The 20,734-nt window shown below is 76.9% G+C and carries 14 protein-coding genes; 7 read left to right on the top strand and 7 right to left on the bottom strand.

What is annotated here, in order from left to right; genetic code table 11:
• Positions 1-30 precede the first annotated feature (30 nt).
• From ACPPVO_RS14260 to ACPPVO_RS14280, 5 genes are read right to left on the bottom strand one after another with little or no spacing between them, the layout of a single operon-like run.
• A complete protein-coding gene (locus tag ACPPVO_RS14260) occupies positions 31-1,926 on the bottom strand; it encodes a hypothetical protein (protein WP_426511679.1) in 1,896 nt (631 codons plus the stop codon).
• Positions 1,923-5,414 carry a DUF5682 family protein gene (locus ACPPVO_RS14265; RefSeq protein WP_426511680.1) on the bottom strand — a complete coding sequence of 1,164 codons (3,492 nt, stop codon included), beginning with the start codon at positions 5,412-5,414 and terminating at the stop codon, positions 1,923-1,925. The genes ACPPVO_RS14260 and ACPPVO_RS14265 overlap by 4 nt, the downstream gene beginning before the upstream one ends.
• Entirely contained in the window at positions 5,398-6,555 is a 1,158-nt protein-coding gene (locus tag ACPPVO_RS14270; protein WP_426511681.1) for an ATP-binding protein, read from the bottom strand. Before ACPPVO_RS14270 ends, ACPPVO_RS14265 begins: the two co-directional genes overlap by 17 nt.
• On the bottom strand, positions 6,552-11,357 hold the full coding sequence (locus ACPPVO_RS14275) for a hypothetical protein (RefSeq protein WP_426511682.1): 4,806 nt from the start codon (positions 11,355-11,357) through the stop codon (positions 6,552-6,554). The genes ACPPVO_RS14270 and ACPPVO_RS14275 overlap by 4 nt, the downstream gene beginning before the upstream one ends.
• On the bottom strand, positions 11,354-12,229 hold the full coding sequence (locus tag ACPPVO_RS14280; protein WP_426511683.1) for a DUF4132 domain-containing protein: 876 nt from the start codon (positions 12,227-12,229) through the stop codon (positions 11,354-11,356). Before ACPPVO_RS14280 ends, ACPPVO_RS14275 begins: the two co-directional genes overlap by 4 nt.
• Positions 12,230-12,319: 90 nt before the next feature.
• Between ACPPVO_RS14280 and ACPPVO_RS14285 the strand changes: the two genes are divergently transcribed.
• Positions 12,320-12,598 carry a DUF2277 domain-containing protein gene (locus ACPPVO_RS14285; RefSeq protein WP_360376509.1) on the top strand — a complete coding sequence of 93 codons (279 nt, stop codon included), beginning with the start codon at positions 12,320-12,322 and terminating at the stop codon, positions 12,596-12,598.
• 5 nt (positions 12,599-12,603) lie between these two features.
• Positions 12,604-15,123 (top strand): LuxR C-terminal-related transcriptional regulator, encoded by a 2,520-nt coding sequence (locus tag ACPPVO_RS14290; RefSeq protein WP_426511684.1) that lies wholly within the window; start codon positions 12,604-12,606, stop codon positions 15,121-15,123.
• 6 nt (positions 15,124-15,129) lie between these two features.
• On the opposite strand, the gene ACPPVO_RS14295 is transcribed toward ACPPVO_RS14290, so the two are convergent.
• Positions 15,130-15,630 carry a permease-like cell division protein FtsX gene (locus ACPPVO_RS14295; protein ID WP_426514628.1) on the bottom strand — a complete coding sequence of 167 codons (501 nt, stop codon included), beginning with the start codon at positions 15,628-15,630 and terminating at the stop codon, positions 15,130-15,132.
• Between the two features lie 159 nt (positions 15,631-15,789).
• On the opposite strand from ACPPVO_RS14295, the gene ACPPVO_RS14300 reads away from it, so the two are divergent.
• The 5 genes from ACPPVO_RS14300 (at position 15,790) to ACPPVO_RS14320 (ending at position 19,894) form a co-directional block, all read left to right on the top strand.
• Positions 15,790-16,041, top strand: a complete 252-nt coding sequence (locus ACPPVO_RS14300) for a DUF4242 domain-containing protein (protein ID WP_360376503.1) — start codon at positions 15,790-15,792, stop codon at positions 16,039-16,041.
• A gap of 5 nt (positions 16,042-16,046) precedes the next feature.
• Positions 16,047-16,289: a nickel-binding protein gene (locus ACPPVO_RS14305; RefSeq protein ID WP_426511685.1), complete on the top strand. Its 243-nt coding sequence runs from the start codon at positions 16,047-16,049 to the stop codon at positions 16,287-16,289.
• A gap of 247 nt (positions 16,290-16,536) precedes the next feature.
• A complete protein-coding gene (locus tag ACPPVO_RS14310; protein ID WP_426511686.1) occupies positions 16,537-17,346 on the top strand; it encodes a response regulator transcription factor in 810 nt (269 codons plus the stop codon).
• A gap of 45 nt (positions 17,347-17,391) precedes the next feature.
• Positions 17,392-17,919, top strand: a complete 528-nt coding sequence (gene pyrE / locus ACPPVO_RS14315) for an orotate phosphoribosyltransferase (RefSeq protein ID WP_426511687.1) — start codon at positions 17,392-17,394, stop codon at positions 17,917-17,919.
• 52 nt (positions 17,920-17,971) lie between these two features.
• Positions 17,972-19,894 carry an ABC transporter substrate-binding protein gene (locus tag ACPPVO_RS14320; RefSeq protein ID WP_426511688.1) on the top strand — a complete coding sequence of 641 codons (1,923 nt, stop codon included), beginning with the start codon at positions 17,972-17,974 and terminating at the stop codon, positions 19,892-19,894.
• Between the two features lie 4 nt (positions 19,895-19,898).
• Here ACPPVO_RS14320 and ACPPVO_RS14325 read toward each other — a convergent pair whose 3' ends face one another.
• Positions 19,899-20,693: a hypothetical protein gene (locus ACPPVO_RS14325; protein WP_426511689.1), complete on the bottom strand. Its 795-nt coding sequence runs from the start codon at positions 20,691-20,693 to the stop codon at positions 19,899-19,901.
• Positions 20,694-20,734: the final 41 nt, after the last annotated feature.

Raw genomic sequence — 20,734 nt, forward strand, 5'->3', positions numbered from 1 at the left:
GTCACCTGGTGTCATGGGCGTCCGTCCGGGTCAGGACGGGCCGGCCGGGAGCCAGCTCGCCTCGGCCAGGGCGCGGCTCGCGGCGTCCGCGTACGTGGCCGTGGCCAGCCAGGCCTGGGCGAACGCGGTGCCGTCGTCGTCGGCCAAGCGGCCGAAGGCGTTGCGCGGGCGGTCGTTCGCGGCGGCCACGAGGTGGTCGAGCAGCGCCGCGCCCGTCTCGAGGCGCGCTCGGCGCAGGCGGGTCGCGGTCGACGGGGCGCGGCCGGTCGGGAAGGTCAGCATGACGCGGCCGCCGTTGACCGTGCGTTCGACCTGGGCGGCCAGCAGCTGCAGCGCCGGGTCGTGGACCGCCGGGCGCCACACCTCCTCCGCGGCGGTCTCGGGGTCGGGGCCGGCGGCCGGGGCCGGCTCCTCCTCCCGCAGCTCCATCCGCGGCAGCTGGCTGGCGTGCAGCCGGTCGAACGCCAGGTCGGCGTGGCCCTCGACGCGCCACGGCTCGCCGTCGTCCGGGGCCACGGCCAGCGGCAGCACGGTGCCGGGGCGGCCGGGGTCGGGCCGCGCGACCATCAGCATGCGCAGGCCCTCCGCGCGGCCGAGCACGCGCAGGTTCTCGCGGTAGCCCAGCGCGGCGTGGTCGGCGGCGACCCGCAGGGTCAGCGGGGTGCCGTCGGCGTGCTCGGCGAGGACCGCGTCGCCGTCGGTACCGCGAACCGTCACCCGCAGGAACAGCAGGTCGGCGCCGGCCGTGCGGTCGGTCACCGGCACCGCGAGCGCGGCGAACGCGCGATGCACCTGCTCCGCGACCGGCTCCGCCCACAGCCCGGCCAGCGGCTCCTCGTGCCACGCGGCGCCGGAGGCGGTGACGGCCCGCACCGAGCGCCCGGCGCCGAGCTGCCGGCTCCCGGCCGCCGTCGCGCCGGTGACGACGAGCCCGGCCCGGGTGAGGCCGCGGTGCGTGAGCGCGGTCTCGCCCATGGCGATCGTCGCGTCGCCGCCGCGGGCCGCGCGCTTGGCGTCGCCGGGCATCACGTCAGCGATCATCCACAGCCGGCCCTGGCGATCGGCCGCGTACGTGACCACGCCCGCGTGCCCGGTGCCCGCGAGGACCGCGGTGGTGCACAGGCCGTAGAGGCGCAGGCTCCCCTCGACGTGGTACTGCCGTCGCGCCGTGCCGAGCTCGGTGCTCGCCCCGGTGCGCAGGGCGTGCGCGACGTACAGCAGCTCCCGCATCGCCTCGGTGAGGTCGGCCAGCCGGTAGTGCGCGTCGCCGCCGCGGGCCGCCTGCAGCAGCGTGGCCACGACGCGCGCCGCGGCCGCCGCCCGGTACACCTTCGTCGCCTGCGCCTCGTGCGCGGCCCGCAGCAGCGCGGCCCGCGCCACGGTCCCGGAGCCGCCGACCCCGCCCCCGAGCACCGCCACGGCCGCGCGCCACACCTGCTCGACGGCCGCCCGCTGCACGACCCCGAGCTCGTCCGCGCCGCCGCCCCCCTCGACCGGCGACGCACCGTCCACAGTGGACGAGCGAACCTCGTCCGCAGCCACCGCCGCGCCATCCGAAGCCACAGCCGCGCCATCCGAGACCGCAGGCGTGTCCTCAGCAGCCGCGGGCGCGTCCTCAGCAGGGGCGGGCTCGTCCGGGGAAGCCACCGGCGCGTTCGACAGGATGCCGGCCCGGTGCAGGCAGTTCGGCGCGAGCAGGCACGTGCACGTCACGTCCCCGGCTGAGCGCACCACCCCGCCCGGCGCGAGCAGCGTGACGGTCGTGGCGTCGTCGACCGCCACGGTGTACCGCTCCCCGTCCCGCCCCACCGCCAGCCCGGCGAAGCGGGGACCGGCGTCGTCGAGCTTCTTGCGCAGCCGCGCGGGCAGCCCCTCGACGGCGGCCACGAGCACCGTCGCCTCGATCGGCGGCAGGGATGCGTTCACGATCTCACCTTCTCCGCGACCCAGCGGGCCAGCTCCAGCGGGCTCAGCGCGGCCACCGGCATCCCGGCCGCGACCAGCTGCGACGCGATCGACACCGAATACCGCGCCCGGCCCGCGTCGTCGAGGCTCGCGCACCCCAGGAGGGTCACGCCCGACTCGACGAGCGCCCGCGTCTCGGCGAGCAGCCCGCCCAGCGGGTACCCCTCCTCGAAGTCGCTGACCACGACGACGAGCGTCCGCGACGGTACCGTCACCAGGCTCCGCGCGTGCCGCAGACCCTTCGCGATGTGCGTGCCCCCGCCGACCTGCACCTCGAGCAGCAGGCCGAGCGGGTCCGAGACCCGGTCGGTCAGGTCCACGATCTCGGTCGAGAAGGCCACGAAGTGCGTCGTCAGCGCCGGTACCCCGGCCAGGATCGCCCCCGTCAGCGCCGACCAGATGATCGACGCCTCCATCGAGCCGGACACGTCCACGACGAGCACGAGCCGCCAGTCGACCCCGCGGCGCGCCCGGGTCCGGAACACCGGCCGCTCCGGGATGATCTGCACCCGCCCGTCCTCGCCGCGGCGGGTGGTGGCCAGGTTCGCCCGCAGCGTGCGCGGCAGGTCGAGCGGGCCGCCCGGCCGGTACGTCGGCCGGGGCGTGCTGATACCGGCCAGCGCCGGGCGCAGCCGGGTCGCGAGGCGCCGCGTGAGCTCCTCGACGATCCGGGCCACGAGCGGCCGCAGCCGGACCAGCGATGCCTCGGGCAGGCCGCCGGCGAGCGACAGCACGGTCTGCAGCAGCTCGACGGACGGGTTGACGGCGTCGGGTTCGAGCAGCATGACGGCGTCGCGGCGCCCGCCCTCGGCCGCGCGGGCGAGCACCTCCTCGCGGACGCCCGGCCCGAACAGCGCGGACAGCTCCTCGGCCCACTCCCGCACGGTGGGGAACGGCGCCTCCCGCCCGGCCCGCCCGGCCGCCTCGGCGGCGGAGCCCTCGCCGCGCCCCTTCCCGTACAGCTCGTCGAGCGCCGTGGCATACCGCCGGGCGCCCGCATCCATCCGCTGCTCCTGCCGCCCGAGCAGCAGACGCCACCGGTCGACCACGGCGAGGTTCCCCGGAGCGGGTACGGCCGGAGCCGAAACCGACGGCGGCGAAGCAGAAGGCGACGACGAAGCAGGCGGAGCGGGCATCAGGCCCAGCGACTCCACCGCCGCCCGTCCGGCCCCGTCCGCCAGCAGCCGCGGCAGCAGCGAGGCCGGGTCCGCCCCGAAGCCGGAGCCGGGATCGGTGTCGCCGAGACGGTCGCGCACCACCGCCAGCAGCCGGTCCCGCCCCGCCGGGCTCACCGCCTGGAAGCCGCCCCGCAGCGCCGGCAGCCGGGCCAGGAACGCGTCGTCGGGCAGCGTCGCGACCCGGTCGAGCAGCCCGTCGAGGGCGTCGGGCCCGGACTGCAGCAGCGGCTCCGCGGCGGCCAGGAGGCCCCGCAGGTGGCCCAGCAGCCGCCGGCGCGCGTCGTCGTCGACCGCCGCGTCGACCCAGGACGCGACCCGCGAGCCGAGCCCGTCCGGCGCCGCGAGGCCGAGCAGCACCTCGACCGCGCCGGCCGCGGCCGCCATCGTCGGCGTGCCGTTCGCGGCCAGGCGGCGCAGGGCGTCGGCGAGGCGCAGCCCCACCCCGGCGGCGTCGGCGCGCCGGCCCAGGGCGACGAGCGCGTGGACGTCGGCGAGGTCGTCGGAGCCGGCGAGGCCGTCGACCTGGCGTACCGCCGCCGCCTCCAGCGCATCCCCCAGCGCCCCGAGGTCGGCCAGGTCCGCGGCGACCGCGGCGGGCAGACCGGGAACGTGCCCGTTGCGCAGCCGGTCGAGCAGGCCCAGCGCCGCCATCAGCTCCTCGAGCGTGGCGCTGGCCGGGATGTGCTCGGCGACCTCGGCGAGGCGTTCGGCGGCCAGCCCCGGCAGCCCGCACTCGGCCGCCGCGGCCAGCCCGCCGATGATCTGGGCCGCGGTCGCGCCCTCGGCGCTCTCCTCGCGACGCCGCCGCTCCCGCAGCGCCCCCTCGGCCGCCTGCGCGAGCGTGACCCCGCGCACCCCGGCGACGTCGAGCATCGCCTCGGTGCCGGGCGTCCACTGCGCGTTCCACCGCGTCGACAGCGCGTCGACGCCCCCGGTCCCCTCGACCCCGGCGAGCTCGGCGTAGGGGATGCGGCACGCAGCGAGCTGCCGCATCGCCACGTCCCGCCGCCGGTCGAGGTCGGAGCGCAGCGGGTCGAGCCGCAGATCCTTCGCGGCCGCCCCGGGCCCGGGCAGCCGCAGGTGTTCGAGCAGGGTTTGTACCGCCGGCCGCAGACCGGACCGCGGCGCCCCCGCCGCCAGCGCCCCGCGCTCGTCGCCGACGAGCACGGCCTCCATCGCGGCCGCCACGACCCGGCCGCGCCCGAGCACCTCCCCGTGCGCGAGCACGCTCTGCAGGGCCTCGACGATCTCGCCCCGCCCGGGCGCCGGCAGCCCCCGCAGCCGGGCGAGGTCGGACGCGAGCCGCACGACCTCGCGCGCCTCGGCCGGCCCGGCCGGGTGCCCGCCGGCCCGCACCCGCGAGCAGACCTCGACCACGGAGGCGAGCGCCGCGGCCTCCACGCCCTCGGGCCGCCCCGCGGCGTCGACGACCGCCTGCTGCCACCGCGGATCCCGGATCCCCGCCGGGTACCCGGACCGCGCATCCAGCAGCGCGAAGCTGTACGGCACCAGCGACGTCACCACGTCCCCGTCGCCGCCGGGGCCCGGGTCGGGCGCGGGCGCCCCGGCCAGCAGCGCGGCCGCGTGGAACGACCCGACGACGGCCGCCACCCGCCGGTCCCCGGCCGCGGCCAGGCACCGGCGCATCCACGCCTCGCGCCGCCGGTCCAGCTCGGGCACCCCGCCGCCGGTCGCGGCGTCGGTGCGCATCGCCCAGCCCACGAGCAGCGCCGCACGCCGCACCGCCTCCGGGTCGGATCCGGGCGCGCGGGCCTCGACCACGCGGTCCCACATGTCCTCGTCCGGCCGCCCGCTCGCCGCCTGGCGCAGCGCGTCGCCGAACGACGAGCCGTGCGCGGTCGCGGCGCCGGGCGCGCGGGCCTCGTCCCAGCCCCGCGACGCGAGCGGCAGATCGCACGGGACGACCTCCACGCCGTGCTTCGCGGCCCACCGCACGGCCACCAGCTCCGGCGAGAAGTCCGCGAACGGGTAGAACGCGGGGCCGCCGTCGGCCCCCTGCACGCCCGCGAGCGCGACCGGCGCCCGCGTGCCCGGGTCGGCCAGCCACGGCAGCCACGACGCGAACTCCGCCGGCAGCTCCAGCAGCAGCACCTCGGGCCGGAACCGGTCGAGCAGCTCCCCGATGACCACGGACAGCGCGGGGGAGTGGTGCCGCACCCCGATGAGGTACGGCACCGTGGCCCCCGCCAGCGCCGCGAGCGCGGCGTCGGGGTCGGTGCCGGCCCGGACCGGCTCAGGGCTGGAGGACATCGCGCAGTTCCCACAGCCGGCGCCACAGGCGGGCGCCCTCCTCGGCGCGGCGGCGGACCGCACCGTCCCAGTAGCCCAGCAGCTTCGCGCCGTCGGCCGGGTCGTCCTTGCACACCACGCCCTGCAGGTGGGCCGGGAGCAGGGACAGGACGTCGCGGTCGCCGGGGAAGTAGGCGGCGGCCAGCCCCAGCGACGCGGCCACCGCGACCGCCTCGGCCGTGCTCATCACCGTCGAGGGCCGCTCGACCTCCCAGCCCTCGACCGACCGCCCGGCCCGCAGGTCGCGGAACGCGGTCACGAGCGCCTCGAGGACCGCCTCGTCGACCTCGAACGGCGTCTGCACCCGCTCCAGCGCCGCGCGCGCCTGCCGGCCGACCAGCGCCGTCTCCTGGGCCAGGTCGGGGATCGGGCCGACAGTCTCGAAGTTGAAGCGGCGCTTGAGGGCGGCCGACATCTCCGACACCCCGCGGTCGCGCAGGTTGGCGGTGGCGATGAGCGTGAAGCCCGGCGCGGCGTGGACCGTGGCGCCGTCGGTGCCCGACAGCTCCGGCACCGCGATGCGCCGGTCGGACAGGATCGACACCATCGCGTCCTGCACCTCGGGCAGGCACCGGGTGATCTCCTCGATCCGCGCCACCTGCCCGGCCCGCATCGCGGCCAGCACCGGCGAGGGCACGAGGGCCTCCGGGCTGGGGCCGTGGGCGAGCAGAAGGGCGTAGTTCCAGCCGTACCGCAGCTGGTCCTCGGTCGTGCCCGCGGTGCCCTGCACGACCAGCTCGCTGGTGCCGCACACGGCCGCCGCGAGCAGCTCGGACAGCATCGACTTGGCGGTGCCGGGCTCGCCGACGAGCAGCAGCCCGCGCTCGCCGGCGAGGGTGACGACGCACCGCTCGACCAGGGCCCGGTCGCCGACGAACTTCCGAGCGATCTCCAGCTTCGCCGGCACCCCCTCGGGCCGCTTGCCCTTGGGCAGGGCGAGCTCCCCGTCGCTGCCGACGATGAACGTGACGACGGCCCGCGGGGTGAGCCGCCAGCCGGGCGGGCGCGCCCCGCCGTCGAACGCGGCCAGGAACGCGAGCTCGGTGGCGTGCGCGTGCTCGGCCGGGTCGACCTGCCGGGGTGCGGTCACGGTGGCGGTCATCGACGTCCTCCCTGCGAGGCTCGGCCTCGGGTCTGCAGTTCCTCGAAGCGGGGCGTGTCCCCGGCGACGATCCGTTCCCAGGCCCGGCCGAACAGCTCGGGGGCGGGGGCGGCCGGGACGACCGCGCCCAGCGCCGTGCCGTCCTCGCCGGCGCCGATGAGCAGCGGCAGCTTCCACCGCTCCAGCGGCAGCACCGGTGCCTTCCACGCCAGCCACCCGCCGGGCAGGAACAGCGACCGGCCCGCGCGCGGCCGCTTGGCCTCCACGACGAGGTCGGTGCCGAGCAGCTCGGCCCGGGCCGCCTTGAGCCGGGCCGGCTTCCACCCGGTCCACGCGGCCACGTTGCGGTCCGTCGGGTCGGGCAGGGCCAGCAGCTGCAGGTAGAGCGCGGCGGCGTCGGGGCCGAGCCCGTGCCGCCCGGCGACCTGCGCGACGAGCTGCGGCGCCGAGCGCGACGGGTCGTGCGGCGCCTCGACGTCCCGCGCGTCGAGCCAGCGCGTGATCTCGTCGCCGAGGACCGCGCGCAGGGCCACGATCGGCGTCCGGACCCCGCTGAGCGCGGCGATGAGCGCGTCGACCCGCGGGTCGTCGGGGCCGTCCATGCGGGCCGGGCGGACCCGGACCTGGCGCCAGTAGCCCTTGGCGGAGACCACGAACAGCCCGGCGTCGAGCTCCTCCTCGCCGCGCTGGACGTCGAGGCCCAGCTGGGCGAGCGCCTTCTCCACGGCGGCCTCCTCGCCGCCGGCGACGAACAGCTCGAAGGCGGGGTCGCGGGTGATCCGGCGCACCGACTCGAGCACGCCGGGCAGGGCGGCCCGGATCGGGTCGCCGGCCGGGAGCCGGCGCACCAGCCACGGCAGGCCGCGGGCGACGGTGACGAGCAGGTCGTCGCCGTCGACGCCCCGGTCCGGGGCCTGCAGCCACGCGCAGGTGCCCGGGTTGGCCACGCCGTGCAGGAACTCGGAGGCGCTCACGTCCGACGGGACCCCGGCCCGGCGGCAGTCCGTGATGAGCTCGTCGCTCACCGGGGTGCGGGCGCCGACCGCCTCGGCCCGCCAGGCGCCGAACCGGGCCGGGTCGGGCCCGGTGCTCCACAGCTGTGCCGGGTCGGCGGGCAGCAGCGCCGCGTGCGCGCCGCCCTTCGGGGTCAGCGACTTGTCCCGCCGCACGTGCTCGATCGCCGTGTCGATCGCGTAGTCGGTGACCGTGGGGTCGGCGGGCTCCCAGCCGGCCGCCTTGCTCGCCGACCACTGCCGGTCGTCGACGGCCCCGGAGAGCAGCATCGTCGCCTCGGCGAGGCTGACCCCGGCCGCGGCCGACAGCGCCCGGACGGTGCCCGGGGCCAGCAGCAGCGTGCAGCCGCCGTGTTCCCGGGCGGCGGCGACGAACCGGGCGACGGCGTCGCGGCCGATGCCGCGGCGGTCGAACCCGCGCTCGAAGCGGATCGCGTGGCCGGGCACGGGCCCGAACCGGCCGTCGGCGGCGTGCTCGATGCCGGTGACCCCGCCCTCGGCCGAGACCTGGAACGGCAGGACGACCCTGCCCGGGCCGGACGCGTAGGGCTCGCCGGGCGCCATCTCCGGGCGCCCGCTGTCGGGCTCGAGCGTGAGCCGGCGGGTGCGGCCGTCGCCGTCGAGCAGGCCGGAGGCGGCGAGCACCTCGAGCGCGTCGAGCAGCGCGGCGCGGTGCTCGGGGCTCGTGGCCGGCGACGCCGCCCGCAGCAGCACCGAGGGCAGCACCCCCAGCGTGTCCCACCAGTCGAGGTCGCCGCCGCGGATCCAGGCGTCGAGCGGGCCCCGCGGCTCGCCGCCGGTGAGCGCGGCGCCGCCGTCGGTGAAGTGCTTCACCCACTCCCGGCCGTGGTTGTAGCAGCCCGGGATGAGGCCGGACAGCGCGTCGTTGAGCACCTCGTCGCCGGCCAGGTGGGCGTCGGGGTCGTCGAACGCGGCCGCGGCGGCCCCGCCGGCCAGGATCTCGGCGGTGACGCCGGTCAGCCGGGCCAGGCGCAGCGCCGCGCGGGCCGCGTGCCGCACGACCCCGCCGACGCCGGCGACCAGCGCCGGGTGGCTCAGCTCCGGCAGCGCCGCCCGGACCGCCTCCCGCACGGCGTCGTCGGGGATCTCGGCCCGGTCGGCGTCGGGGCCGGCCAGCGCGGCCACGGCCTGCATCAGCCGTCCGGCCGCGTCGTCGCCGATCGCCCGCAGCGCGTGCGAGCCGGCCTCGTCGCGGGGGCGCAGCTGGTGCCAGAACGCCACGTGCGGCACCAGCGCGGTGGCCTCGGCGAACGGCCCTGCGTCGCCGGTGGTGCCGACCTTGGCGAAGCAGAGACCCTCGGTGGTGTACAGCCGGACGCTGCTGTCCCGCCAGGCGCGCTCGACGTAGAGGCCGTGCAGCGTGTCGGAGCCGGGGAAGCGGATCGCGCCGCTGAGCACCCCCGGGTTGCCGGAGCGGGTCGCCTGCGGGTCGGCCATCGCGAACGCCCGCCCGTCGACGCCCTCGCCGGCCTGGCCGCCGTCGGTGCGCCGCACCCGCCAGCCGACGAGCCCGTCGCGGTGGCCGAGCGGGCTCCCCGCCATGCGCGGCGAGGCCGGCCGGATGCGGCAGCGCGCGGTCTCGAGCTGCTGGCCGTCCGCGGCGCCGTCCTCGAAGAAGGCCGGCATCGAGGCGCGTCCCCGCTCGCCGGTCGCGGTGTCGTACTCGTACCACCGCATCGAGCCGTCCGGCTCCTCCAGCAGCACCCAGTGGTGCCGCCCGTCGCTGACGACCGAGCCGCGCTCCTGGGCCCGGCGGTCCCCGGCGCGCAGCGGCCGCCCGCCCGCGGTGCGCCCGCCGCCCTCCAGGGCCAGCGAGTTCTCGCCGTGCCCGGTGAGCCCGTCGTCGGCGGCGGTGAACACGTCGTCGGGGGCGCCGCTCCAGTAGCCGGCCCGCTCCCCGTCGCGGTGCCAGCTCACCAGCAGCTGCCCGTCGACGTAGCGGACCGCGAAGTTCCACGAGTAGCGCAGCTCCTCGGCCGGGACCCGCAGCGTGTGGTCGAGCTCCACGCCCTCGTCGCCGACGACCAGCACCCGGTCGTTGCGCCGCAGCACCAGCGCCGGCCACTGCGTGGTGACGACCAGGTTGTCGGTCAGCCGGCTGCGGTCCAGCGCCCCGAGCGTCTCGGCCGCGGCCTCCAGCGCGGGCCAGCCGAGCTCGTCGACGACCCCGGCCCGCAGCGTCCGGCCGAGCACCGGGCCGAGGTCGAACGCGGTGATCCGGGCGATCGCGGCCGGGTTGACCGCGATCCCGTCGGGGCAGGCGACGAGGGTGAGCCGGTCCAGCTCGGCCCCGACCGTGGTGAGGCCCTGCGCCTCGACCCGGCCGGCGAGCCGGTCGAGCCACCAGTGCAGCGCGGTGCGCAGGCCGGGCACCGCGACCACCTGGGCGACCTTGGACGCGTCGACCTTGGCGTCCTCCGCCCGGTACCACGTATGGAGGAAACCCTCGATGCTCTGGGCCAGCAGCGGCCGGAGGTGCTCGTGGGCGACCGCGACGCTCAGGTCGCGGCGGCCCTCGCGTTCGTCGCCGAGCCAGACGCCGACGTCGCACCGGGCGTGCTCGTCGACCTCGGCCATCGGCACGCCCAGGCCGAGCATCAGGTCGGCGAGGTCGAGGTCGACGCGGCCGTGCGCGGGCGCCAGCTCGACCGGCGTGCCGTCGGCGATGAGCCGCGGCGCCATCCGCTCGGCCAGCGCCAGGAACCGGGCGCTGCGCTCCTTGCGCCAGCCCCGGCTGCGGTCGGCGCGGGCGAGCCAGCCCGCGGGCCCGTCCGGCGCCGCGGCGACCGGGTCGGCGGCGCCGGTGAGCGCCTCCGTGGCCCCGCTCTCCTCCAGGATCTCCAGCCACACGTCGAACGGGCAGTCCTGCGGGAACATGCCCAGCACCTGGCCGCGGACCTTCGGGTCGCGCCGGGCGATGCGCAGCAGGGCCGGCCGGTAGGCCTTCCAGAACCCGCCGGGCGCCCGCAGCAGCGACGGCGCCGCGAGCAGCTCGCTCAGCACCGCCTCGTCCTCCTCCGGGCCGAGCTTCGCGGCCTTGGCCAGGCGCCCGAGGTCGACGTGCATCTGGGCGTAGGGCGGCATTCCGCCCAGCGTCCGCTCCAGGCACAGCCGGCGGAACCGCTCGTAGGCGACCGCGGGCGGGCACCGCCCGGCCAGGTCGCGGGCGTGCTGGGCGAGGGCCTTGGCGGTCAGCGCGCCGGCCAGGGCGAACTCGAGGAAGACGGTGTGCTGCCGCTCCTCGTCGATCGCCAGCGCGTAGGTGCGCTCGGCCTCGCGGGCCTTGCCGAACATGCTCGCCGCGTAGGTCTGGCTGTCGGCGGCCAGGAACGCGCGGGCCGCCTCCTCGTAGAACGTCGGCAGGAAGTGCGGCACCGAGCGGGCCAGGCGCTCGCCGAGCTCGTTGAAGCCGTCGCGGGCGGGGCCGATGCGGGACTTCGCGACCCGCACGAGCCGCTCGATGTCCTTGACCAGGGCCAGCGCGTGGTGGCCGTTGGCGGGGTCGTGCACGAGCGCCCAGGCCGGGAAGCCCAGCGCCTGCTGCCGGACCACGCCGACCTCGGCGACGGTCTCCGGCGCGGCGAAGCCCAGGAACTCCATCGTGAGGTCCTCGGCCGGGCCGAGCGCGCCCGGCACGAGCCGGACGACCCGGCGGTCGCCGAGCACCGGATGCACATAGGCCCGGGTCGTGAGCGTGTCGATGGTGTCCTTCTCGACGTCGGACCCGAGCGGCAGCACCGCCCCCGCGTCCAGCAGGGCCTCGCTCATGCGTCCTCCTCCTTGCTCTCCTCGACGACCCGGCCCGCGTAGAGTGCCGCGGCCATGCGCATGCCTTCCGACCAGGCGACCGGCCCCACCTCGGCGAGGGGGATCGACTTGCCGTCGGGGTGGACGAACACCAGGTCGCCGGTCTCCGCCTCCGAGTAGGGGTCGTCGGCCCCGACCCAGCTGCGGGCCTCCAGGCCGCGGCCGTCCTCGAACACGCGGCAGACCGCGTAGCCGCCGCGGACCGGGTAGCCCAGCGAGCCGGCCCGCGCGAGCAGGTGGCGCAGCTCGGCGAAGCGGCCGCCGGCGTAGTCGCGCACGCTCACCGCGCCCGGCTCCAGCTCGCCGGGGCGGGCCCAGGTCTGGCGGAAGAGCTGGTCGACGGACTGCTCGACGCCGAGGTCGGCGGCGAACTCGCGCAGGTCCTCCAGGTCGGGCAGGCGCGTCGGGTGCGGCACCGCGATCCGCTGCGCCGGCAGCCGCACCGTCTCGCCGTCGAGGTTCACGATGCCGATCCCGTCGGCGGTGGCGTCGCGGAGGAACCCGGCCTCGTCGGGGTCGAAGGCGCCGTCGTCGTCGAGGACCGCGACCACGAGGTCGGTCAGCGCCGCCCGCCACGTCTCGTCGGGCCAGACCCGCGCGAGGAGCCCGGCCGGGACGGGCAGGGACCGGATCATCCACAGGTCGACCTGTTCGCGCACCTCCGCCTCGTGCCGGGCGAGCCACTCCGAGAGCTGCCGCAGCCCGGCGACCGCCGGGTCGTCGCGCAGCGACGAGGGCATCGACCTGAGCACCTTGCCCTTCTGGTTACGGCACGCTATGCGCCCTGCATCCAGGGTCACCTCATAGCCGCCGCCGGCCGCCAGCCACGCCATGCGGGTTGCTCCATTCCCTCGTCTATCGGATGACCGGCACACTAGCGAGAGGGTGCGACATTTTTTCGCGAGCCTGGCATCGTAGGGGTCATGTGCAGGAACATCCGCGTGCTGAACAACTTCGAGCCACCCGCGACCGAGGACGAGATCGAGGCCGCCGCGCTGCAGTACGTGCGGAAGGTCGCCGGTATGACCCACCCCGCCGCGGTCAACCAGGAGGCGTTCGACGCCGCCGTGCGGGCCGTCACCGAGGCCACCCGGACCCTGCTGGACGGCCTGGTGACCCGCACGCCGCCGCGCGACCGCGAGGTCGAGGCGGCCCGGGCCCGGGCGCGCGCCGAGCAGCGGTACGGCCCGCGCGACCGGTAGCCGCCATGACACTGCTGGAGCGGGACTCCGCGCTGGCGTCCCTCGCCGAGTACGCCCGCGAGGCGCGCGCCGGCGAGGGCCGCGTCGTGCTCGTCGGCGGCGAGGCCGGCGTCGGCAAGACGGCGCTGGTCGAGTCCTTCACCCGGGGCCGGGAGAAGGATCGGGTCGTCTGGGCCATGTGCGACGGCCTGTTCACGCCGCGCCCGCTCGGCCCGCTGTTCGACATCGCCGACGAGATCGGCCTCGACGTCACCGTCGGCCGCGACCACCTCTTCGCCGCGACCCTGCGCGCGCTCAAGGACGTCGACGTGCTCGTCATCGAGGACCTGCACTGGGCCGACGAGGCGACGATCGACCTCGTGCGGTACCTGGGCCGGCGGCTGCGCGGGACCGTCGCCGTGCTCACGTACCGCGACGACGGCCTGGCCCCGGGTGACCCGCTCCGCGTCGCGCTGGGCGACCTCGGCACGGAGCGCGGCACCCGCCGCATCGGCCTCGCCCCGCTGTCGGAGCCGGCCGTGCGGACCCTGGCCGAGGAGCGCGGCGTCGACCCGGCCGAGCTGTACCGGCTCACCGGCGGCAACCCGTACTTCGTGACGGAGCTCGTCCGCGACGGTACCGCCGGCATCCCCGCCTCCGCCGCCGACGCCGTGCTCGCCCGGGCCGCCCGCCTGGAGCCGCGGTCGCGGGCCGTGCTCGACACCGCCGCCCTGATCGGCCTCCGCGTCGACCCGCGGCTGCTGGCCGCGGCGACCGGCGCCCCGCCCGAGGCCCTCGACGCCCTCGTAGCGTCGGGGCTGCTGACCGGGGATGCCACCGGGCTGCGGTTCCGCCACGAGCTGGCGCGGCTGGCGGTGGAGCAGGCGCTGCCACCGCATCGTGTCGCGGCCGCGCACGCCGCCGTGCTCGCCGCCCTGCAGCGGCTCGGGTCCGGCGACGACGCGGGCATGGCCCACCACGCCGAGGCCGCCGGGGACACCGCCGCCGCCCTGCACCACGCGGTGCGCGCGGCGAAGGCCGCGGCCGGGCTCCGCTCGCACCGGGAGGCGGCGGCGCAGTACCACCGCGCGGTCCGGGCCGACGGCAACGATCCGCGGCTGCTGGACGCGCTCGCCTTCGAGCTGTCGATGATCGACGCCTGGACGGGCGTGGCGGAGGCGGCCGAGCGGGCCCGGGTGCTGTGGCACGCGGCGGGCGACGGCCGGCGCGAGGGCAACGCGCTGCGGATGCGCTCGGCGGCGTGGGTCAGCCTGTGCCGCGGCGAGGAGGCGCTGGCCGACGCGGAGGCGGCCATCGCGGTGCTGGAGCCGCTGGGCCCGGGCCAGGAGCTCGCGCGCGCCTACGCCCACCTGGCCAAGCAGCGCATGCTCGCCGACCGCCACGCCGAGGCGGCCGACCTGGCCCGCCGCGCGCAGGCGATCGCCGCCCCGCTCGGCCGCCACGACCTGCTCAGCGACACCCTCAACACCGAGTCGGTGGCCCGGCTCATGCAGGGCGAGGAGTGGCTGCCGCTCATGCGCCGGGCGCTGGACGTGGCGATCGCGCACGGCCACGACGAGAAGGCCGGCCGGGCGTACACCAACCTCTACGGCCTGCTCTGCCGGGCGCGCCGCTTCGGCGAGGCCGAGCCCGTCTACCACGAGGCGATCGCGTACTGCGACGAGCACGACGTCGACACCTACGGCACCTGCCTGCGCGGCGAGCGGGCGGCGTCGCTGGCCCGCATGGGCCGGTGGGACGAGGCCCTGGTGCTGTGCCGGCAGGTGCTGACCCGGGTCGAGGAGGCGTCCCCGATCAACCGGATCTATCCCTTGTACGTCAACGCCACGATCCGCGCCCGGCGCGACGAGAACGGCGTGTGGGAGGCCCTCGACGAGGCCGCCGCGTCGGCCGACGGCTGCGGCGAGCCCCAGTGGATCGTCAAGGCGCGGCTGGGCCGGGCCGAGGCGTTCTGGCTCGCGGGCAAGGTCTCCGACGCCCGGGCCGAGGCGGAGCTCGCCGACGACGCCTGTGCGCGGGCCGACGGCTGGCTGCGCGGCTGGGTCGCGACCTGGCTGGGCCGCACCGGCTCGGACCGCCCGGCGCGCGGGGTGCTCGCCGAGCCGTTCGCGCTGGAGGTGGCCGGCGACTTCGCGGGCGCGGCCCGGGCCTGGGAGGCGCTCGGCTGCCCGTACGACGCCGCCCTGGCCCGCCTCGGCGCCGGCGACGAGGACAGCCTGCGCCACGCCCTGGCCGTCTTCGGCGACCTCGGCGCGGCCGCGGCGGTGCGGGTGGCCCGGCAGCGCCTGCGCGACGCGGGCGCCCGCTCGATCCCGGCCGGCCCGCGCACCGCGACCCGCGCGAACCAGCACGGGCTGACCCGCCGCGAGCAGCAGGTGCTCGACCTCGTCGCCGAGGGCCTGACCAACGCCGAGATCGCCGGGCGGCTGGTGCTGTCGGTGAAGACCGTCGACCACCACGTGTCGGCGGTGCTGGGCAAGCTCGGCGTGGCCACCCGCGCCGAGGCCGCCCGCAAGGCGGGGTGACGCCCGTCAGCAGCCGATCTGCGCGCCGGGAACCTTGCCGTGGTACTTGCGCAGGACGGTCACCTTGTCCACGCCCGTCAGCTTCCAGATCGGGGCGATCCCGGCGCAGGTGATCGTCCGGGTCACCACGTCCGCCTCGAAGGACTCGGGCAGGTTGTCCGCGGTCATGTACTTGAGGACCTCGGCGTTGTCCTTGAACGTCTCCTGCGCCTTGGCGGCCGCCTGTTCCTTGGTGACGTACCGGACGGCGCCGTCCGGGTGCAGCCCCTCGAGCGCCTTGCGGACGCCGGCCTTGTCGGCGTCGCCGGCGTCGGTCTTCATGTAGACCGTGACCAGGTAGCGCTCCGCGGGCGGGCGGCCGGCGAGGAACCCGCCGGCGAACCCGGCGCCGGCGACGAGCAGCAGGACGAGCGCCGCGGCCGCGACGAGCAGCGGCCGGCGCCGCCGCGGCGGGTCCGGGGCAACGACGGCGATCGGTTCGGCGGGGACGTCGGCGATCGGGGGCATCTCGGTCACGCATCACGTATAGCCGATTCCCCATCCGCCGTGTGCCCCGTGACAAACCGGGTAGTCGCGGCGCAAACCTGGGGAGTCGTTCCCGATCCGCCGGTACCCCCGGATTCCATACGGTCATGACACCGCATCGGATCGAGGAGGCGCTGGCACATGCCGCTCTACATGGACATTCACAGCATCGACGGCGGCGTCGCCGTCGACGACGTCGTCAAGGCGCACATGGCCGACCTGCAGACGCAGGCCAAGTACGACGTGAGCTACCTGCGGTACTGGGTCGACGAGGCGCGCGGGAAGATCTTCTGTCTCGCCGAGGCGCCGTCGGCCGAGGCCGCCGAGGCCGTCCACCGCGAGGCCCACGGCCTCGTCGCCGACGAGATCTACCAGGTGCAGGAAGGCTCCTGAGTCGGATGGCGACGTTCATGGACGTGCACGCCGGCTACGCGGACGTCACCCCGCAGGAGCTGGCCGCCGCGCTCGCCGCCGATCGTGAGCACGCGGCCGCCGAGGGGGTTCGGTTCGACCGCGGCTGGCTCGACCCCGTCTCCGGCCTGATGTTCCGCCTGGCCCACGGGCCGGACCGGGAGACGATCCTGCGCGTGCACGAGCGGGCGGGCCATCCGGCGACCGAGGTGTACGAGTTGCCGCGATAACGACGTTGCACCTATCTCCGCCTGTGCCATCACCGGGGGCACGCCGAGGGGGCGGGGGCGCGCCGGCCGTGCCACTCCGGGACCGGCCCCGGGCAGCTCCGGAGAGGCACGGCCGGACGCGGAGGCGGAATGGCATCCGCCGACGCACCGATGCCCGGCCGCGGCCCGGCGCGGGACGATAGGCGTCGATGGGGTGGACACGGCGGGCGCGCGCGGCGCCGGGGCGGGGGACCGGGGTGGTGCCGCGGTGGCCGGGGCCGTAGTCGTCGTCGACGACCACCGCCTGCTCGCCGGCCCGCTCGTCACCGTGCTCACGCCGCTGCTGGCCGAGCACGGCTTCACCGTGCGGCCGCTGGCCGCGAGCGTCGCGGCCGCCGTGGAGTCCGGGCCGCCCGGCATCGCCGTCTGCGACGTGATGCCGGGGGTGGGCCCGTCGGGGGCCGGGGCGGTCGCGGCGCTTGTCGCGCACGGCTGGCGGGTGCTGCTCATCTCCGGGTACGCGCCCGTGGAGCAGGCCCTGGCCGCGATCGCCGCCGGGGCCTGCGGGTACGTCGAGAAGTCCGAGGACCCGGCCGGCCTCGTCGCCGCGATCCGCGTCGTCGACGCCGACGGGCGGCACCTGTCGGCCGCGCTCGCCGCGCTGCTGCACGCCGACGTCCGCCGCCGGCCGCTGCCGCCGGGGGCCGAGCTGTCCGCGGCCGACCAGCGGGTGCTGCGCGCGCTCGGGCAGGGCGAACCGCTGGAGCGCGCGGCGCGTGGCTGCGGACTGACCGCCGAGCAGGCCCGGGCCGCCGTGGCGCGCGTCTTCGCCGCGGCCGTGGCCCGGCGCCGCCAGCACCGGCTGACCCCGCGCGAGCTGGAGGTGGTGCGCCTGATCGGCTGCGAGCACCTGTCGACGGCGGCCGCGGCCCGGCGCCTGTACGTCTCGATCGACACCGCGAACACGCACCTGCGCTCGATCCGGCGCAAGTACCACCTCGTGCACCCGGAGGCCCCGTCGAGCCTGCCCCAGCGCACCGCCGCCCAGCTCTGGGCCCGCGAGCTCAATCTGTGCTGACGATTCCGGTGAGGACCGGCCGCGCCGGATGAGAGGGTGGCGGGCATGACCAGCCCGCTCGCGCGCCGCGTGTACGAGACCTGCCACCTGACCGGCTCCTTCCGCCTCCGCTCGGGCCAGGTGAGCGACGAGTACTTCGACAAGTACCGGTTCGAGGCCGAGCCCGCCCTGCTGCGCGAGGTCGCCGCGGCGATGACCGGGCTGCTGCCCGAGTGCGACGCCCTGGCCGGGATGGAGCTCGGCGGCATCCCCCTCGCAACCGTGATGTCGCAGCTCACCGGCCTGCCGACGGTCTTCGTGCGCAAGGAGGCCAAGGCGTACGGCACGCAGCGGGCGGCCGAGGGGGCCGCGGTCGCCGGCCGCCGCCTCGTGGTGGTCGAGGACGTGGTGACCACGGGGGGCGCGTTGCTGGCGTCGTGCCGGGCCCTGCGCGCCGAGGGCGCCGAGATCGTGGCGGTGGTGTGCGCGATCGACCGCGAGCAGGGCGGTGGCGCCAACCTCGCGGCCGAGGGCCTGCAGCTGCGCCCGGCACTGACCCGCCGCGACCTGGAGGCCGCGGTCGCCGGCGGGTAGTGGCGCGGTGGCGGTACCGTCATCCTTCACTACAGACGTCTCTGGAGCGATCATGATCGGTCCGTGGTGGATCGGCCTGGCCCTGGCCCTGGTCATCGCCGGTGGGTACGCGCTGTGGCGCCTCGTCGCCACGGCCCGCTTCCGCCGCGCGACGGCGCGGCCCGCGGCGCCCGAAACCGAGGCCGTCACCGCGGACCGGCTCGTGAAGCGGGCCGAGGCCGCCGTCGGGCGGCTGCGCGAGCAGACCGCCGCGCCGCGCGACCCGGTGCTGCGCGAGCAGATCGGCGACGTCGACGACCACGCCGCCGAGATCCTCGCCGACCTGCGCCGCTTCGCCGACCAGGCCCGGGCGGTCGAGCGCTCCCAGCGCGACATCGCGGTCGAGCGGCTGCGGCGCGACCTGGACGCGAGCCGGCGGCGGCGCGCCGAGGCCGCCGACGCGGCGCTGCAGGCCGAGCTCGACCGGTCGGTGCACGCGCTCGAGGAGCAGCTGGCGGTGGCCGACCGGCTCGACACCACCCGGCGCACCCTGCTGGCCCGCATCGAGGCGGCGGTGTTCGACCTCGAGGGCCTCGGCGTTCGCGTCGCCGAGCTGATCGTCATGCACGACACGGCCGGGGCGGGCGACACCGAGGCGCGCCTCTCCGAGCTCACCGGCGACCTGGAGGGCCTGCGGTCCGGCGTGGCCGAGGCGCGCGGCCTGTCCGACGCCGTCCTCGACCCGGCCGCCCCCGGAAAAGCCGCGGCGGTACCGCACCGGCCCCCGCCGAAGCCCGCGGAGCCGGAGCGCCCCGCGGTCGTGGTGACCCGGCCCGGCCGCGCCCGGTGGGACCTCGTCGCCGTCGCCGTGGTCGTCGTGCTCGGCACCTGTCTGGCCGCCGACTTCATCCCGCGCGGCGGCAGCCCCGCGGCCTCCGGCACTCGGGGGCCGGACGAGTGCGCACAGACGCTCGCGTTCATGGGCGAGCTGACCGGCGACGCCGCCGGGGACGGGCCCGGGGAGTTCGACGCCGTCGTGCTGGCGGCGGCGCAGGACAACGCCGCGCACCCGCACGAGTGCCAGGTGCGGGTGCAGCAGTACGACACCGCGATCACCGGCGAGGTGGTGGAGTCGGCGAAGCTCATCGTCGAGGACCCGTCCGTCGTGGCCGTCGTCGGGCCCACCTACGGGCACGAGGCGGAGTCCGCGGTGCCGGTCTTCGAACCGGCCGGGCTCGCCGTCATCAGCCCGTCCGCGAGCGACTCGGACCTGACGGCGAAGGGCTGGACGGTGTTCCACCGCACCCTGCCGAGCGACGACGACCAGGCCGACGCGGCGGCGCGGTACCTCACCGGCACCCTGAAGGCCCGGCGCGTCTTCGTGATCGGCGACGACACCCACTTCGGCACGGACGTGTCGGCCCGCGTGGCCACGTCGCTGGGCGGGGCCGTGGCCGGGAAGGCCGCCGTCACCGAGGACGCCGCCGACTGGTCCCCGGTCGTGGACCAGGTCCGCCGCAGCGGCGCCGACGCGGTGTACTTCGGCGGCTGGGCCGACGACACGGCGCCGTTCGTGCAGCGCCTGCGCGCGGTGCTGCCCCAGATCCCGCTGGTGACCGGGGACAAGGTCATCACCGAGACCTTCCGCACGACCGCCGGCGACGCGGGCCACGGGACGTACGCCACCTGCCCGTGCGTTCCGGTCACCCAGGGCCTGGACGCGTTCCGCTCCCAGTTCAAGGCCCGCTTCGGCGAGACGCCCGAGTACTACGCGCCGGAGGCGTACGACGCGGCCCAGATCGCGCTGGCGGGCGTGCGCGCGGGGCAGACGACCCGCCCGGCGATGCTGCGCTTCGTCGACGCCTGGGACCACGACGGCCTGGGCCGGCACATCAAGTTCGGCACGAACGGCGGCCTGGCGGTCCCGGGCCTGCACGTGTGGGCCTACCAGTCCGGCTCGGACGGCTACTTCGCGGCCAAGGCCGCGATCGCCTGACGGTTCACGGCGCCGGCTCGGTCAGGCCGGTGTGGTACGGCCACTCCTGGTCGCCCAGATCGGTCAAAGTGCTGCAGCGGTACCGCACCAGGTCCGCGCCGACGGGCCGGTACGGCTTGACCACGTCGACGTTGTAGTGCAGGGCGCCGTCGGCCACGTAGTCGCGGCGGAAGTCCGTGCCCCACTGGGAGTTGTGCCCCCAGCCGTGGGACAGGTCGGCGCTCGGGCGGTTGCGGCGCCACCAGGCCCAGTACAGGCAGGACCGGGCGGCGACCTCGGGATCGAGGTGCCGGGCGCCCGCGCGCACGGCCACGCCCGCCCGGGCCAGCAGCATCCCGCCGACGAGCGCGCCCGGCCAGAACTCCCGCACGAGGCTCGGCGGCTCCGCGGGGTCCTCGGCCGGGACGACCTCGACGATCTCGTGGAAGAACGGGTGGAACGCCCGCTCGTCGACGGTGACCGCGCCGATCGCGGCGCGGAACTCCGCCCAGGCCGCCGCGGACGGCAGCGGGTCCACCCACCGCGGCGCCCCGGCCGCGAAGTCGACCGGCTGGTGCGGGGCGATGAGCAGGTCGACGACCCGGCCCAGCGGGTACAGGCCCTCCAGCGGCGTGTACTCCCGCCCGCCGGACGTGAACCGGGCCCGCCGGCTGTCGGGCCGGCCCAGCTCGCGCAGCTCCGCGAGCACGTGCGGGCGCGCCTCGAGCCACGGTCGCAGCACCTCGCCGCCCCATTCGATCGGGGCGTCGTCGCGCACCGTGAAGTACAGCTGCCGGAACTCCCACAACGTCGTCGACACGACGGGACGGTAAACGGGGCAGTGCCGCCGCGGCAACGGAT

Origin of the sequence: Dactylosporangium sp. McL0621 (genome assembly GCF_049995355.1) — a bacterium.
Taxonomy (GTDB): domain Bacteria; phylum Actinomycetota; class Actinomycetes; order Mycobacteriales; family Micromonosporaceae; genus Dactylosporangium.

Excerpts from the sequence above, each read along its gene's own strand:
- ACPPVO_RS14265 (WP_426511680.1), bottom strand. The coding sequence starts at position 5,414 with ATGTCCTCCAGCCCTGAGCCGGTCCGGGCCGGCACCGACCCCGACGCC.
- ACPPVO_RS14270 (WP_426511681.1), bottom strand. The coding sequence starts at position 6,555 with ATGACCGCCACCGTGACCGCACCCCGGCAGGTCGACCCGGCCGAGCAC.
- ACPPVO_RS14275 (WP_426511682.1), bottom strand. The coding sequence starts at position 11,357 with ATGAGCGAGGCCCTGCTGGACGCGGGGGCGGTGCTGCCGCTCGGGTCC.
- ACPPVO_RS14280 (WP_426511683.1), bottom strand. The coding sequence starts at position 12,229 with ATGGCGTGGCTGGCGGCCGGCGGCGGCTATGAGGTGACCCTGGATGCA.
- ACPPVO_RS14285 (WP_360376509.1), top strand. The coding sequence starts at position 12,320 with ATGTGCAGGAACATCCGCGTGCTGAACAACTTCGAGCCACCCGCGACC.
- ACPPVO_RS14290 (WP_426511684.1), top strand. The coding sequence starts at position 12,604 with ATGACACTGCTGGAGCGGGACTCCGCGCTGGCGTCCCTCGCCGAGTAC.
- ACPPVO_RS14295 (WP_426514628.1), bottom strand. The coding sequence starts at position 15,630 with ATGCCCCCGATCGCCGACGTCCCCGCCGAACCGATCGCCGTCGTTGCC.
- ACPPVO_RS14300 (WP_360376503.1), top strand. The coding sequence starts at position 15,790 with ATGCCGCTCTACATGGACATTCACAGCATCGACGGCGGCGTCGCCGTC.
- ACPPVO_RS14305 (WP_426511685.1), top strand. The coding sequence starts at position 16,047 with ATGGCGACGTTCATGGACGTGCACGCCGGCTACGCGGACGTCACCCCG.
- pyrE (WP_426511687.1), top strand. The coding sequence starts at position 17,392 with ATGACCAGCCCGCTCGCGCGCCGCGTGTACGAGACCTGCCACCTGACC.
- ACPPVO_RS14320 (WP_426511688.1), top strand. The coding sequence starts at position 17,972 with ATGATCGGTCCGTGGTGGATCGGCCTGGCCCTGGCCCTGGTCATCGCC.